This is a genomic window from Amycolatopsis sp. A133, assembly GCF_031082405.1.
In the GTDB taxonomy this organism is placed as follows: Bacteria; Actinomycetota; Actinomycetes; order Mycobacteriales; family Pseudonocardiaceae; genus Amycolatopsis.
Map to the genome: position 1 here is coordinate 16632 of NZ_JAVHJU010000076.1, position 13295 is coordinate 29926.

Sequence of the window (13295 nt, forward strand, 5' to 3'; positions counted from 1 at the left end):
GCCTTGCTCGACGACCGCCGGTGACCGGTCAGCCCGTCAGCCGTCTACAACGACGACGTCCCGTGCCATTTTCGAGCGAGGCGACGAGCGATCCAAGAGCCTGCGCGACTACCCGCCGCGCCGTGCCGCGAGCACTCGCACCGGCCAGGTGTGCGTAACCGGACGCCTGCACAACGTCATCCTCGACGGCTGATCGCAACACGACCTCGCCGGCCACAACATCAGTGCCGAGACAGGCCTTGGGCAAGCGCCCGGGATGCCCATCGGTTGATCAGCGCCGTCGTGAATCTCGCGTTGCGGTGCAACGCGAGATCGTGCGCGGCGTTCGGGATCAACACCGCCTGGACGCCGGCTGCGGCGTCGAATGCGCGCTTCTGGTCGGGTTCGAACGTTGCCGGATCGTCGCCCTCGTACTGCACGGAGGTGCGCGTAGACCACGATGTTGTCCAGATAGCTGCGCGCAGTACGGTCGAATTCGCCGCCGCAGGTGACCAGCCGAAGCCCGGCGTACTCCACCGCGCCGTAGACGTCCTTCGCCGGAAACCGGCTTTTCGGGTACTGCCGCTTGGCGTCGACCGTGAACGTCGCCGTCTTGCCGTCGCCGCGCAGCACCTCGATTCGATCGCCGGGGGCGAGCTTCGAAAGCCGGAAGAACACCGCCGGGCCGCGGTAGAAGTCGATGTGCCCGAGGATGACCGACGCGCCCACCTCGCCGGGCGTCGGCCCTTTGTCGTGCCACCCCGCCTTGCCGAAGTCCTTCGGGGACTCGACCGTCCTGTCGGGATTGAGCCCCAGAGACAGCAGCGGACTGCTCACCCCGATGCTCGGCACCCGGAGGGACACGGGCGCGGACCGGGGCAGGGGAACCGGCGGCCGGGCAACCGGCCGGGCGGTGGCCGTGGGGTCCGAGGTCGTCACCGCGGTCGCCGGCACCGGGATGCTGCCCACCGAAGCGACGGGATCCGGACCGGACGTGCGGGTGACGCCCGCCCAGATCAGGCCGCCGCCGGCGAGAGCCAGCACCACAGCGAGCGCGAGGAGGAGCCGGCGGGCGTTGCGGTGACGCCCACCGGCTCCGGCCTTCACGGGGTCCGCGTCAGGCATCGGTTCCTTCGCCGGTGTCGGCGCGGCGATGGCGGCCCACCGCTACCGCGGTCGCCGCCGCGCCTGCGACCAGCACGGCGCCGGTCGTGGTGAGGGTGGCGCCGGTCGAGTTGTCACTCGACCCGCCCGCGCCCATGTCCGGCGCACCGGCCGGGACGTTGGGGGTGGCGACCAGGAACGGCGCGACAGCGGCCAGCACGGTGGCCTTGTCCGTCGGGGTCTCGGTGTTGCCTTTGAAGACCCCACCCTTGGCGGGCAGGCCGAGCAGGTTACCCACGATCGCCGCGTGCCGCGCTTCGACACCGAAAATGCCTGCGGCCGCCAGCAGGATGGTCTTGTCCTTGATGAACCCGGCCGCACCGAGGTAGGCGCCGACACCGACGTTCTCGAAGGTGTGACTCGTGGTCAGGAAGCTCGTACGGCTCTCGAACGCGGCCCCGAAGTTCACCATCGGCGCCTCGACCGGGGTCCCACCCAGCTTTTTGATCGTCGAAGTCAAGGTCGTGACGTGCGACTCCTCGTCGGACTGGATCTTCTTGAGATAGTCCGCCTCGGCCCCCGAAAGAGAAACGGCTTTGTTGCCCTGCACGTAGAAGGCCGATTCGAGGTACTCCAGCGTCAATGCGTAGTTGAGAACATCGAGGTCGCTCCCGAAGTCGCCGGCCTGCGCCGGCGCCCAGCGGTTGTTGAGCGCACCGAGCGCCAGCAGAGGCGACACCTCGGTGGCCTGCCCGTGGATCAGATCACGCCTGTTCATAAGTGCTTTCCTTCAGGAGTCGGGAGTCAGGAGAGGAACGGCTTGACGAGGGCGAGGACTTCATCCTTCGTCCGCTGCTTCTCGATGGGCGCGGGGAACGGCGCCCCACCCATCAGCGAGGCCAGCACAGCCGCGTGCCGCGACTCCACACCGGCGATCGACGCCCCCGCCTTCAGCACATCGGCACTCTTGATCAGCCCGACCTGACCGTGATAGGCCGTTACCCCGACTTCTTCGAACATCGACGCCGACTTGAGGAAACCCGCCTTGTCGGCGAACGTCTCGGCCGGGTACTTGATCCCCGGCTTGGCGACCGGAGTGCCGCCGAGCTGCTTGATCAGGGCCGTGACCGCCGTGACGTGCGCGCTCTCGTGGTCGGCGATCTCCGTGATCAGCTCGAGCTCACGCCCGCTGACGAGGTCCTTCGTCAGCCCCATGGCGTAGAAGTCCGACTCGAGGTACTCGAGCGTCAACGCGTAGTTGAGGATCTCGAGATCGCCCGCGTCGCCCGCGGCCGGTGCGGCGATCGCCGAGGCCACCCCCGCCCCCAGGCCGCCGGCGACCAGCGTCGCGCCGACCCCGACCAGACCCGCCATCCGCAGGAAGGCCCTGCGATCGCTCTCCTTGGCGATACCCAGCACCGGCTTACCGCCGAAAACCCTGTCGTTCTTGGACGATCGCATTCGACATCACGCTCTCTGCCGCCCTGCACGCGGCCGCGCCGGGCAGGCTCGTTGGTGAAGATCCAGCCGGATCACCCGGGAACCCGGTGTCCGTCGACGAACACGATTCGGAGGCACGCCCGTTCGGGCTCAAGCGGTGCGGATGTTCCCGACACGCCCTCGCCTCCGGCAGAACGGCGCGACCACCGCCTTGGCCTGCGGTGACGTCGGCGAATGAGCCGAAATCCCGGGAAGCGACCGCGCACGGGAATCACTCTTATGGTCTAAGGGCCGCAGTTCCGCCGGACCAAGCTCGGCGCGGCAGTGCCTCGAACGCCCAGTGAAGAGGCAGCCCAGCCCCCGCTGCTGAACAGCTTGACATTTTTGTCGATCGGGCTACTGAGGCTGGAACGAGTCCATGGAAGAACTACTCGAGCGGGTGGCCGGCGGGGACCGGTCCGCTTTCGAGCTCTTGTACCGCGAGTTCTTCGGCTTGGTCTTCCACACCGTGTTCACGGTGGTGCAAGACCACGCGCAGTCCGAAGAAGTCGCTCAAGAAACCTTTCTCGAGCTCTGGTCGACGGCTGCGCGGTTCAACGGCGCCCAGGGCACCGCAGCGCGCTGGGTCACGATGATCGCACGCCGGAGGGCGGTCGACCGGGTGCGGGCGGCGCAAGCGGCGCGGGAGCGCGACACGTTGATCGCGCGTCAGGCGCTGATCCCGACGGACCCCGATCCCAGCGAGCTCGTGCTGGGCGGAGTCGAGGTCCGGCAGATCCGGGACGCACTGGCACAACTGACGCCGGAACAACGCGCTTTGCTGACGCAGGCCTACGTCGACGGCGTGCACTACAGAGAGATCGCCGCGTCACTGGGGATCCCGCTCAACACCGTGAAGTCGAGGGTACGGCTGGCCGCGACCAAACTCCGGGGCCTGATCAGCAGTGAACGTCGTCGACCCGAGATGCCTGCGAAGGTCCGGAACGCCATTGCCACTGCGGTCCGGGCAGGCCCCGTGGGAGCCGCGGCGGCGGCCCGGCCCGGCCGGCCACCACCCGCCGCCCGGACCGGGTGCGCGGGCTGATCATGCTCGGCTCGCCGGTGGTGGACCCGCTGGCGCGGTGCGGGGCCGGCGAGGTGCTCGCGTCACCGAAACGGCCGTGGGTTCGCCGACCGGTGAACCTCCTCGAGCGCCGCTCACGAGTGGAGGTGCGGGGAAGCCGATCTCCGGCTCGAACACCGCTACGAATCCCCCGGCACGGGAACGGGGTTTCACCCGGCCGAGTGAGAGGTATCAAGGGGTGGGCACTGCTGTGACCACGTTCTCCGCACGCGGAAAGGATGCAAGCCGAGGACCGACCGATCAGGTCCGGCCCGGTGAACGCCGGCCCCACCGACCAGTACGTCGAACCTGAGGGCGACGTGCGAGTGCGCCTGCACGAAGCCGGAGATCTACCCGGTTTGCTCGTGCTGGCCGTCGCCGGTGCGGTCGATTTGCTCACCTCGGGGCAGGTGGCCGACGCCGTCACCGCCGCACTCACGCGGCGCCCCCAGGTGCTCGTGGTCGACTTGAGCGAGGTCTCGTTCCTCGACTCCACCGGCCTGTCAGTCCTCGCCCAAGCCCACGCCGCCGGCCCAGCCACCGCACTGCGGGTCGTCGCCCCTGAGGACGGCATGCCCCGGCGCGCGATCACGTTGACCGGGATGAACTCGCTGCTGCAGGTGTTTCCCACCCGCGCCGCCGCGCTCGCTGTGGATTGACGCGATGCCCCGTACCACCGACGACCCCGGCGACGAAGACCGTGTCGCAGCCGTACCCGGCCTGCAGTGCCGGGCCGTGCCCGCCGACCCCGGACAGTTGAGCGCCCTGCGCGAAGACCTGGCCGCGTGGGCGGCTCGGACAAGCCTGCCGCCCCCGCGGGCGCAGGATCTGCTGCTGGCGGCATACGAAGCCATGGCCAACGTCATCGTCCACGCCTACCCCGGCCACGCCGGCACCCTCACCCAGCACGCGGACAACCACGCTGATGCCGTGACCGTGACCGTCACCGACCACGGCCAATGGCGTCCCGCTCCACGCCCCGGCCTCTTGGGTGGCGGCCGGGGCCTGCCGCTCATCCACGCCCTGGCCGACCACGCCGCCATCGAGACCAGCGCCGCCGGCACCACCGTCACGATGACCTGGACCCACGACCGGTAGGGACGGCACCTGAGGTCGGTCCTCACTGCTCAACGAGACCTTGAGCGGTCCAGCTCTTCCCAGCCGATGACCGCGACACGGTCATCGGCGCGCCGCAACGCGGCCACCGCACCCGTCCCCGCCATTGCTGCCGCCACGACGGGAGGGCACACAGGCCCGCGGCTGCGGCCGGCGACCAACCTCCGGTGACGGCGAGCAGCCACGGAACGGCCGAGAACCAGGTGACAGGCGCCTGTCGACCCCGACCGCCTGCAACTCGGCGGCGAACGCGTCCCGCAACCTCGACCTCCCTCGCGATCGAGCCACGTCGCTGGTCGGCGGGCAAGCTACGGCACTGCGCCCGGGTCATGTTCCCCATGGCCCGCCGAATTCAGCCGGGGAAAGATCCGAGTGCAGTCGCCGGGGGTACCGGCCGCCGGCGTTGGTCTCGATCGTGACGCCGTCGCAGCCCAGCTCGCCGACCGCGTACGCCAGCTCGGCGAGCGCACCGTCGACGTCCGGCAGCGAACTGCCCGAACCGGTCCGGGTGCACCCGACGTCCGGACGCGCAGGCGTCACATCGACCGAGGCGAAGGTGCTGGTCAGAACCGCTTGAAAATTCGCGGAAATCATGTGTTTGTGGTGATTTCCGCGGGGCATCCGCCCTACCAAGAGCCACCCACGGCTCTGACCGCACCCAGGACCCCGGTGACCCACGTCCGGTTTCATGTCACCGGAGAGGTCCGCGTGACTTCTCATGATCACCCGAGGAACGGCGACGACGGTCCGACGTCGAACGCGGTCTTCCGGGATCGCCCGACGCAGCGGTGACCACGACCGGACCGCGCCGGCGAAGAACGAACCGTCAAAGCAGGGCGAACGAGCACCCAGGGCCCCGGCCCAGCACGCCCGGCTTCCTGTGTGCGCGCTCGAAGCGCTTGATCCCGAACGGAAGGAAAACATGTCCTCAACCAACACTGTTGTCCGAGCCATGCACGACGTCGGCCTGGCCGCTTGGTTCGGCGGGTCGCTCGCCGGAGCGGTCGCCGTCAACGGCGCCGCTGCCGACCTTCCCGACGCCAAGATGCGCCTGAAAGTCGCCAATGCCGGCTGGGCGCGCTGGACACCGGTGAACGCCGCCGCCATCGGCGCCCACCTCGTCGGAGGCGCCGCTCTGCTGCGGGCGAACCGCAGCCGGGTCGCCGGACAGCGCGGAGTGGCCGCCCAGACCGTCGCCAAGCTCACCCTGACCGGAGCCGCTCTGCTCGTCACCGCCTACAGCCGGGCGCTGGGCAAGAAACTCGAGGGCGCCGAGGGGACGGCGGTCGAAGGCGGCACCACGCCCGCGGAGTCCACCCCGCCGGAAATCGCGCACACCCAGCGGCAGCTGGACGCCTGCCAGTGGCTGATCCCGGCCTTGACCGGCGGCGTTTCGGTGCTCACGGCGCTGGCCGGTGAGCAGCAGCGCCCCGGCCGGCAACTGGCCGGAGCGATCGCCAAGCCGGCGCGGTGGCTCCGTACCGCGGCGTGACGAAACCGCGGCCGGCGGGTCCTGACGACCGCCGACGCACCATGCCACCCCGATCTTTCCGCACCGGACCGGACCCTTCAGGAGAAATCATGACGACCCCCACCATCACGACCCCCACCCGCTCCGTCGAGATCGAGAAAGCCACCGCCGGCAAGCTGGCCTCGGCGCAGGGCACCACCACCATCGCCGACACCGTCGTGGCGAAGGTCGCCGGCCTGGCCACCCGCGAGGTCTCCGGGGTGTACGCCCTCGGTGGCGGCGCGGCTCGCGCGTTCGGCGCGATCCGCGAGCGCATCGCCGGCGCGTCCGCCTCGGTCTCGCAGGGCGTCTCCGTCGAAGTCGGCGAAAGCCAGGCCGCCGTCGACCTGCAGATTCTCGTCGAGTACGGCGTATCCATCGTCGACCTCTCCCGTTCGATCCGCAGCAACGTCATCTCGGCCATCGAGGCGACCACGGGGCTGGACGTCGTCGAAGTGAACATCAACGTCTCCGACGTGCACATCCCCGGGCAGGACGAGGACGACGACACCCCGCCCGACATCGGTCGCGTTGAGTGACCCCGGGCGTCGAGATCGACGCCGACCGCATCGCCGCCGCCGTGACGGCCCTCCCGCACTGGCGGGCCTCCACAGCGGTCGGTTCGGCGAGAGATCGCCACTCTGCTGCCGGGCCGTTCGGATCGGCGACATGGCACCCCCTGCTGCGATCGTGGTGACCGTCGCCCCGAGCACCAGTTCCCCGCTCCCCCTCGGCGGGCCGTTCACCGCAAGGAGAAACCCATGACCCACACCCAGCTGGGCCTGCTCACCGGCCTCGCGCTCGGCTTCGCCGCCGCGATCGGTGGCCTCGGCGTCTTCCTGGTCGTGCTGGTCCTCGGCGCACTGGGCCTGCTGGCCGGGCGCGTGCTCGACGGCAAGCTCGACCTGTCCCAGCTCAGCGGCCGCGACCGGGGCTGATCCGCGATGACGACCACCTTGCCGAAACCGGAAGAGCGCGGCCGGCTCACCATCTCCGACACCACCGTCGAACGGATCGCGGCTCACGCCGTGACCGAGGTCGAAGGCGTCGGTGGCACCGCGAGCCGCGTACTCGGCGTCGCCGTCGGCGGCGAAGGTCCGGACAAGAGAGCCGCGGTCACCGCGAGAGTCAGCGGCGACACGGCCACCCTCGATGTCCGGCTGTCCGTGGCTTATCCTGCCTCGGTCGGCGAGACCACCGCTGAGGCGCGCCGGCATCTGCTGCGCCGGGTCGGCGAGTCCACCGGGCTCATCGTGTCCCGAGTGGACATCGTCGTCACCGCACTGCACTCCGGGAGCGCCGGCACGAGGAGGGTGCGATGAAGCGCCGGACCCGCCGCAGCACTCCCGCGACCCTGACCGCGGTCGTCCTGCTCGCCGCGTGCGTCGTGGTCGCCGTCGTGGCCATCCAGATGATCGTCGCCACGACGCCCTGGTTCAGCTATCAGTCCGCCGCCCGTACTTTGCACGACACCCATTGGAACGATTCGGTTCCCGCCGTCGCGGGCGGGGTATCCGCGTTGCTGGGCGTGATCCTGCTGCTGGCGGCATTGCTGCCGGGCAAGCTCACCGTGCTCCCGCTGGAGGGCGAAGTGGACTCCGGCGCTTCGCGACGCAGCTACCGCTCAACCCTGCGCAGTGCAGCGTCCACTGTGGATGGTGTGTCGCGGGTGAGGGTGCGGCTGAAGCGTCGCAGTGTCTCCGCCGAGGTGACCACGGGGCGCACGAGCACAGACGGACTCGCCGACGCCGTCCGCCGGGCACTCGAACGGCGACTCGACCAGCTCTCCCCCGTCGCCCGTCCGAGCGTCAAGGTCAGCGTCCACTCCGCCAGGAGCACGTCATGACCAGCCGTCCCGCCGGCCTCAACCGAGCCTTGCTGGCGCTCGTCGGAGCGGTACTGCTCGCGGCCGGTGCTTTCGCCGTATTGGCGCACTTCGGTACGCTCCCGGCGCCCGAACCGGGTTCCGCGATCGTGCCCGGCACCGCGAACCCGCCGACCTGGGCCTTGTACATCGTCGTCGCGATCGCCGTCGTCTTGGGCGTGTCGCTGGTGCGCTGGCTCCTCGCGCAACTGGTCCGCAAGCCCAAAACCCACTTGTGGCACTGGGAATCGGACTCGGAGCCCGGACGCACCGAACTGGCGGCGAGCACCGCGGCCCAACCGTTCGTCGACGAGGTGAGAACCTACCCCGGCGTCCACGCCGCCCATGCCACTCTCGCCGGAACGCACGCCGCCCCGGCCATGGCCATGGTCGTCACCGCCGAGCACGACGGCGACCTCACGACGATCCGCCACCGGCTCGGCACCGAGGGAATCCCGAGGTTGCGCCAGGCTCTCGATCTCGACGCTCTGCCGGTGACCGTCGAATTCCGTTTCTCCGTGAAGAACGGCCCCCGCACTCATTGAGCCGGGTCGGCAGCCGGCACCGGTCGATCTCGTCGACGCGGCGAGCTACCTTGGCGCTGCGCGGTGATGCGCAAACCACCCTTGAACGCTTCGGTCTGGCCCAGTCCCCGCCGCCGCCCAGCGTCCGTCTCGACGCCGGCCAGGAGGCCCCGTGCCGAACCGAGTGATCATCAGCCGTGACACCGAACCGATCCCGTGCGAGTCGTGCGGTCTCCGAACGCTGTACGTCGCCCGTTTGGTGACGAGCGACGGCGTGACGATCGGCCGGGCAATGGTGTGCACCGCTTGCCGTCGCCACCGCGCCGAGGCAGCGGCCACCGCGGCGCGGTAGTGATCCTCGCTCGGGCATGGCCTTCGACCGGTTACCGCAACCGCCGAGGTCCACGCTTCTCCGAGCACACCTCAGGCCCGCGTCATCCAGTCTTCCGCCTTCGCACCGCACGCCCCACGCCGTCGCCAGTTCCTCGAGCAGCAGCCGTCCCCACGCAACGCCGGCGCCGGCCCGACCGCGCGTGAGGTGCACTTGTGCCGTTTCGACATGCCGGCCGCCGCGCACATCGAGGTGATCCGACCTCCGCGCGGAACGCCGGGCCGAACACCGGTGGGAGACACGCGAGACGGCCTCGGTCCGGGCCGGCCTCGCGGCAGAATCATGGTTGCCGCCGGTACAGCGGCAACGCGGTGTCATCCGGCAGGAACGTCTCAGAGCTGGATCGCGAGCAGGGCATGGGCAACGGTGCAGCGGTCGTTGCCGCCCAGCTCAACCTCGGTCATTCCCTCGACCGGCCGCATTGTTCCTACCGGGAGCCGGCACCAACATGACGATGAAAACGACGACCACCCAGCACAAAGCCACACCCACGATTCCGGCAGGCAGGTCGTTCCCCAGCGAGAACCGGAAACCGACCGCGACGACGGTACGCCACGCGCGCGAATTCATGGCTACGGCAAACTCCTTGCCGACAGACAGCTCATCCGTCGACCGCCAGGTAGCGCCGCGGATCGCCGCTCGCACGGGCACCGCTGCTCAGCCACCGTTCGAATCCGGCACGGTCCCGGCGCTCGATTTCGTCGAGGTACTTCTGCCGCCGCTGAATCAGCCGGTACCGGGCTTCCTCATCGGTGGCTCGGTGCAGAGCGAGGTAGCTCCGCCGCCACGCGAGGCACAGCTCGTCGGTCGGCAGTTCGCCGACACTGGGTTCCGCTGGCGGAGCCGCTGTGGTGCGTGTGGCCGGGTCGGGCCTGTGCGCCCGCTGTCGCGCGAGAAGGTGTCGGCTCGTCAGGAGGATTCCGACGCCGAACCCGACCGCCGTGGCCGCGGCGCCACCGAAGATCAGGACCAGCCCGCTGGCCACCAGGCAAACGGCGAGGATCCCGACGGCGGCGGCGGCTCCCAAGCCGCCGGGAGTCCCGGTCCAGCCCGTCAGCCGCCGTACGCAGCGGGTCGCGCCCGCACTGCGTCCCAGGCACAGCCCGGCCGTCGCGGCCAGTACGGCCCAACCGATCGTGGCACCGATCGGGAGTCCGGCGAGTCCGATCGTGCCGAACGAGAAGCAGATGGCGGCCTGTGTTTTCCAGCCGGCGTGGGTGGTCATCGCCTGCCTCGACTTTCGATATCGAGTTCGATCCGACGGCGACGGCGATCAGCCGACCGCACTGTGTTGCTCGACGAGGCGCTTGATGTTCGCCAGGGTGTCCTCGAGGCCCCGCTGGACGTTTTCGTCACCGTCGGGAACGCGCGTCGTGTGCATCCGGACGTCGACTTCTGTGCTGTCTTCGGCGTCCTGGAGTTCCAACGAGCCGTGGTGCTGTTGGCGCCCTCGGCGCCCCATTCGATCCGGTGGGTGGCGGCGTCCGCCCGAAACCAGGCTTTACCCGCGACGTGCTGACCGTCCGGGAGTTCCGCCGAGGTGCGTACCTCGTCGCCCCCGCCTCGTGCCGCGGAGGTCATCCTCGCGAAGTACCGAGGCAGGTTGCCGACCTCGGACAGGTAGTCGAACAGTTCTTCTTTCGCCGCGTTCACCCTGGTTGCGGCACGAAACTCGGACACATCTTCTCCTCTGTCGTTCTTCGGGGCTACCGGGCGAGCGGTACGTCGTGGGCGGAGGCCGCTCAGACTCGGCGCGGCGTGGTCCGGTATCGGGCCGCGCTGGCGGCGCCGAGGGCGATCATGCCGATGCCAAGGCCGAGGTGCAGCCAGTTGTCGGCGGTGTTGACCGGGACGAAGTTGGCGGCGGAGTCGTGGTCGATGATCAGGCCGTAGAGCCACAGCACCAGGTAGATCACCCCGCCGCCGATCAGGTAGCCGTGCGCGCCGCGGGAGGTGCGGGCCAAGACGAGGCCGGCGATGCCGAAGAGCAGGTGCACGATGTTGTGCAGGACCGACACCATGAACAGCCCGAGAAGCATGGCCGTCGAGTTGTGCCCGGCGAAGGTCAGCTGGTCGTAGCCGGTGGTCAGGCCGGGAATGAACCCGCCGAGGCCGACGAGCAGGAACACCGCCCCGACCACCGTGGCGATCACCTGGCCGGGAGAACGTGCCGTGGTGCGGGTCGCTTCGGGGGAACGAGTCATGATCTTCCTTTCTGCGCCGCTCGCGGCGGCTCGGCAGAGGTGAACGTGCGGGCATCGATGTGCCGGCGTATCCGGTGAACCAGGCGAGAGGACTGCTCGACGGTCACGGTGATCGATAGGGTGCGGGGTGCCGACCAGCCCGGGATGCCGGGTAGCCCGCCGAAATGACGGCAAACCCACTGAGGCGCACGGAGGCCGTCACGCGAGTCATCGTCGATCGGCTTCCGCCGACGGCTGTCCACCGACGGCCGGCAGTTCGGTCAAACCCATCACCGTCAGCACGCGTCGCACGAGCGGCGATGCGACCACGACCAGATCCGTGCCATCACGCCGGCATTCGTCGTAGAGGTCAAGCAGCGTGCCGATACCCGTCGACGACAGGAAGACCACGCCGGACATATTCACGACCAGGCTCTTGGGTCGTGTGCGGCGGACCGCGTCGAATTCGTCCGCCATCAGCGGAGCGGTGGCCAGATCCAGCTCACCTCGCATCGCCACGATCGCCACCCCGGGCTCGGGACGGGCGGTCGTGAAAGACAAAAGCCCGTGGTGACCGATGTCAGCCCAGATCGGTGAATGATCCATGGGATCCCCTGCACGGCGACGAGACAGACGCTCGTGACAGGCGGGGACCCGGCCAGATCGCGGCGATGGAAGCGGCGGCGGCAGTTCTGCCGACCACGCAGCGCTACCGTAGCTCGCCTTGATAGAAGGATCAACCACTGCCCGTCCCGCATTTCCTTATCACCTCGATGGAGCAACGAGGTGAAGCCGTCCTCACCCGGCGATCACCTCGGATCCCCATCCCGGCAAGGCTTGCGACGCCCCGGGCTGCTCGGCCGGGCCGTGCGGCGCACCGCATGATCGAACGCCTCCACCATCGACGGTGACTCTCACTTGCCGTATTGCATCGTTTATGCAACGATATGGAGACCTTCAGGTGCGGCCGTGCACACCGGCGGCTTTCGACGGCTGCGATGTCCACTCGGTCCGCGCCAACCGCCCCGGCCCCTGGCGGAGTTCGCACAGCTACCAGCGGTGCACCGATGCGGCGGGTGGGCAGATGTGATCCCCTCGGCCTTTGCCGTGCCGGCAAGGACTTCGGCCATTCCCCGGTGGGTGGCCGGCTCCGCGGTGCGCGTTTGCGATGTCCCACGGTTTGCCGGGCAGGCGCCGAGGTCTGCCGAGTCCGGCTACCCCCAGACCGACATGCGGGCGGACACCGTCCCCGACGGCGCCACCGGCTGGCACAACGTCACCTTCACCGCCGCCTAGGAAGTTTCTTCCCGATCACCAATCCGGCGCCCTCCGGAGCTCGAATACCCGATCAACAGAGGCGCTCACCGGAACGGTCGCGTCAGCCGCGTATCAATTGGAGTGATTTTCGTGCGTAACCTTCGTATTGCCGGTCTCGGTCTCACCGCGGCCGCCGCGCTCACGCTGACCGCGTGCAGCGGCAGCGACACCGCCTCTTCGGGCAGCAGTTCCAGCGCCCCGGCTCCGGCGCCGTCGTCCTTGATGGCCGCGCCGTCCTCCAGCATGGCCGCCGCCGACGGTACGACCACCAATGCCGATGTGTTCGGTCCGGCGTGTTCGCAGTTGCCGCAGGGTTCCGCGCCGGGTTCGCTGGACTCGATGGGCCCGCAGCCGGTCGCCTCGGCCGCGTCGACCAACCCGCTGCTGACCAAGCTGGTGGCAGCGGTCAAGGCCACCAACCTGGTCGACACGCTCAACAGTGCCCCGGCGATCACGGTGTTCGCCCCGGCCGACCCGGCCTTCGCCGCCCTCGGTGATGCCAAGTTCGCCGAGTTGGCGGGCAAAGCGGCCGAGCTGTCGCCGATCCTGCAGTACCACGTCGTGGGCAAGCGCTACGACGCCAAGGGACTGGCCACTGCCACGACGCTGGAGTCGCTGAACACCGCCGGTGGGCCGCTGAAGATCGAGGGCACCGGTGAGAACATGACCGTCAACGGCGCGAAGATCCTGTGCGGCAACATCCCCACCAAGAACGCCACGGTCTTCGTGATCGACAAGGTGCTGACCCCGGGCGCCAACAAGTAG

General features: G+C 69.2%; 18 protein-coding genes. 10 read left to right on the top strand and 8 right to left on the bottom strand.

Translation table 11 applies throughout. The annotated features are described in order from the left end of the window. Nucleotides 1-108 precede the first annotated feature (108 nt). The 3 genes from Q5425_RS43885 to Q5425_RS43895 are packed head-to-tail and all read right to left on the bottom strand — an operon-like array spanning nucleotide 109 to nucleotide 2544. Nucleotides 109-1104 (bottom strand): class F sortase, encoded by a 996-nt coding sequence (locus Q5425_RS43885; protein ID WP_308678377.1) that lies wholly within the window; start codon nucleotides 1102-1104, stop codon nucleotides 109-111. Beyond that, nucleotides 1097-1861 carry a ferritin-like domain-containing protein gene (locus Q5425_RS43890; RefSeq protein WP_308678378.1) on the bottom strand — a complete coding sequence of 255 codons (765 nt, stop codon included), beginning with the start codon at nucleotides 1859-1861 and terminating at the stop codon, nucleotides 1097-1099. The genes Q5425_RS43885 and Q5425_RS43890 overlap by 8 nt, the downstream gene beginning before the upstream one ends. A 26-nt stretch (nucleotides 1862-1887) precedes the next feature. Then, nucleotides 1888-2544, bottom strand: coding sequence for a ferritin-like domain-containing protein (locus Q5425_RS43895; RefSeq protein WP_308678379.1), 657 nt, complete (start codon nucleotides 2542-2544; stop codon nucleotides 1888-1890). Nucleotides 2545-2941: 397 nt separating this feature from the next. Between Q5425_RS43895 and Q5425_RS43900 the strand changes: the two genes are divergently transcribed. From Q5425_RS43900 to Q5425_RS43915, 3 genes are all read left to right on the top strand, one after another. Beyond that, nucleotides 2942-3607: a sigma-70 family RNA polymerase sigma factor gene (locus Q5425_RS43900; RefSeq protein WP_396135374.1), complete on the top strand. Its 666-nt coding sequence runs from the start codon at nucleotides 2942-2944 to the stop codon at nucleotides 3605-3607. A gap of 293 nt (nucleotides 3608-3900) precedes the next feature. Then, nucleotides 3901-4284 carry an STAS domain-containing protein gene (locus Q5425_RS43910; RefSeq protein ID WP_308678380.1) on the top strand — a complete coding sequence of 128 codons (384 nt, stop codon included), beginning with the start codon at nucleotides 3901-3903 and terminating at the stop codon, nucleotides 4282-4284. Nucleotides 4285-4288: 4 nt separating this feature from the next. Beyond that, a complete protein-coding gene (locus Q5425_RS43915; RefSeq protein ID WP_308678381.1) occupies nucleotides 4289-4723 on the top strand; it encodes an ATP-binding protein in 435 nt (144 codons plus the stop codon). A 345-nt stretch (nucleotides 4724-5068) separates the two neighbouring features. On the opposite strand, the gene Q5425_RS43920 is transcribed toward Q5425_RS43915, so the two are convergent. Further along, nucleotides 5069-5281 carry a hypothetical protein gene (locus tag Q5425_RS43920; RefSeq protein WP_308678382.1) on the bottom strand — a complete coding sequence of 71 codons (213 nt, stop codon included), beginning with the start codon at nucleotides 5279-5281 and terminating at the stop codon, nucleotides 5069-5071. A 382-nt stretch (nucleotides 5282-5663) separates the two neighbouring features. On the opposite strand from Q5425_RS43920, the gene Q5425_RS43925 reads away from it, so the two are divergent. The 6 genes from Q5425_RS43925 (at nucleotide 5664) to Q5425_RS43950 (ending at nucleotide 8660) form a co-directional block, all read left to right on the top strand. Continuing rightward, nucleotides 5664-6233 carry a hypothetical protein gene (locus Q5425_RS43925; protein ID WP_308678383.1) on the top strand — a complete coding sequence of 190 codons (570 nt, stop codon included), beginning with the start codon at nucleotides 5664-5666 and terminating at the stop codon, nucleotides 6231-6233. Between the two features lie 89 nt (nucleotides 6234-6322). After that, nucleotides 6323-6790, top strand: a complete 468-nt coding sequence (locus Q5425_RS43930; RefSeq protein ID WP_308678384.1) for an Asp23/Gls24 family envelope stress response protein — start codon at nucleotides 6323-6325, stop codon at nucleotides 6788-6790. A gap of 222 nt (nucleotides 6791-7012) precedes the next feature. Further along, nucleotides 7013-7189, top strand: coding sequence for a hypothetical protein (locus tag Q5425_RS43935; RefSeq protein WP_308678385.1), 177 nt, complete (start codon nucleotides 7013-7015; stop codon nucleotides 7187-7189). A 6-nt stretch (nucleotides 7190-7195) separates the two neighbouring features. Further along, nucleotides 7196-7573, top strand: a complete 378-nt coding sequence (locus tag Q5425_RS43940; protein ID WP_308678386.1) for an Asp23/Gls24 family envelope stress response protein — start codon at nucleotides 7196-7198, stop codon at nucleotides 7571-7573. Continuing rightward, a complete protein-coding gene (locus tag Q5425_RS43945) occupies nucleotides 7570-8097 on the top strand; it encodes a DUF6286 domain-containing protein (RefSeq protein ID WP_308678387.1) in 528 nt (175 codons plus the stop codon). The genes Q5425_RS43940 and Q5425_RS43945 overlap by 4 nt, the downstream gene beginning before the upstream one ends. Nucleotides 8098-8126: 29 nt before the next feature. Then, nucleotides 8127-8660, top strand: coding sequence for an alkaline shock response membrane anchor protein AmaP (locus Q5425_RS43950; RefSeq protein ID WP_308678388.1), 534 nt, complete (start codon nucleotides 8127-8129; stop codon nucleotides 8658-8660). A gap of 971 nt (nucleotides 8661-9631) precedes the next feature. Here the strand turns inward: Q5425_RS43950 and Q5425_RS43955 are convergent. The 4 genes from Q5425_RS43955 to Q5425_RS43970 all read right to left on the bottom strand — a co-directional run bounded on the left by Q5425_RS43955 (nucleotide 9632) and on the right by Q5425_RS43970 (nucleotide 11819). Further along, entirely contained in the window at nucleotides 9632-10255 is a 624-nt protein-coding gene (locus tag Q5425_RS43955; RefSeq protein WP_308678389.1) for a hypothetical protein, read from the bottom strand. A 48-nt stretch (nucleotides 10256-10303) separates the two neighbouring features. Further along, nucleotides 10304-10456 carry a hypothetical protein gene (locus tag Q5425_RS43960; RefSeq protein WP_308678390.1) on the bottom strand — a complete coding sequence of 51 codons (153 nt, stop codon included), beginning with the start codon at nucleotides 10454-10456 and terminating at the stop codon, nucleotides 10304-10306. 316 nt (nucleotides 10457-10772) lie between these two features. Next, on the bottom strand, nucleotides 10773-11234 hold the full coding sequence (locus Q5425_RS43965; RefSeq protein ID WP_308678391.1) for a DUF4383 domain-containing protein: 462 nt from the start codon (nucleotides 11232-11234) through the stop codon (nucleotides 10773-10775). A 207-nt stretch (nucleotides 11235-11441) separates the two neighbouring features. After that, nucleotides 11442-11819 carry an STAS domain-containing protein gene (locus Q5425_RS43970; protein ID WP_308678392.1) on the bottom strand — a complete coding sequence of 126 codons (378 nt, stop codon included), beginning with the start codon at nucleotides 11817-11819 and terminating at the stop codon, nucleotides 11442-11444. A gap of 801 nt (nucleotides 11820-12620) precedes the next feature. On the opposite strand from Q5425_RS43970, the gene Q5425_RS43975 reads away from it, so the two are divergent. Then, nucleotides 12621-13295, top strand: coding sequence for a fasciclin domain-containing protein (locus Q5425_RS43975; RefSeq protein ID WP_308678393.1), 675 nt, complete (start codon nucleotides 12621-12623; stop codon nucleotides 13293-13295).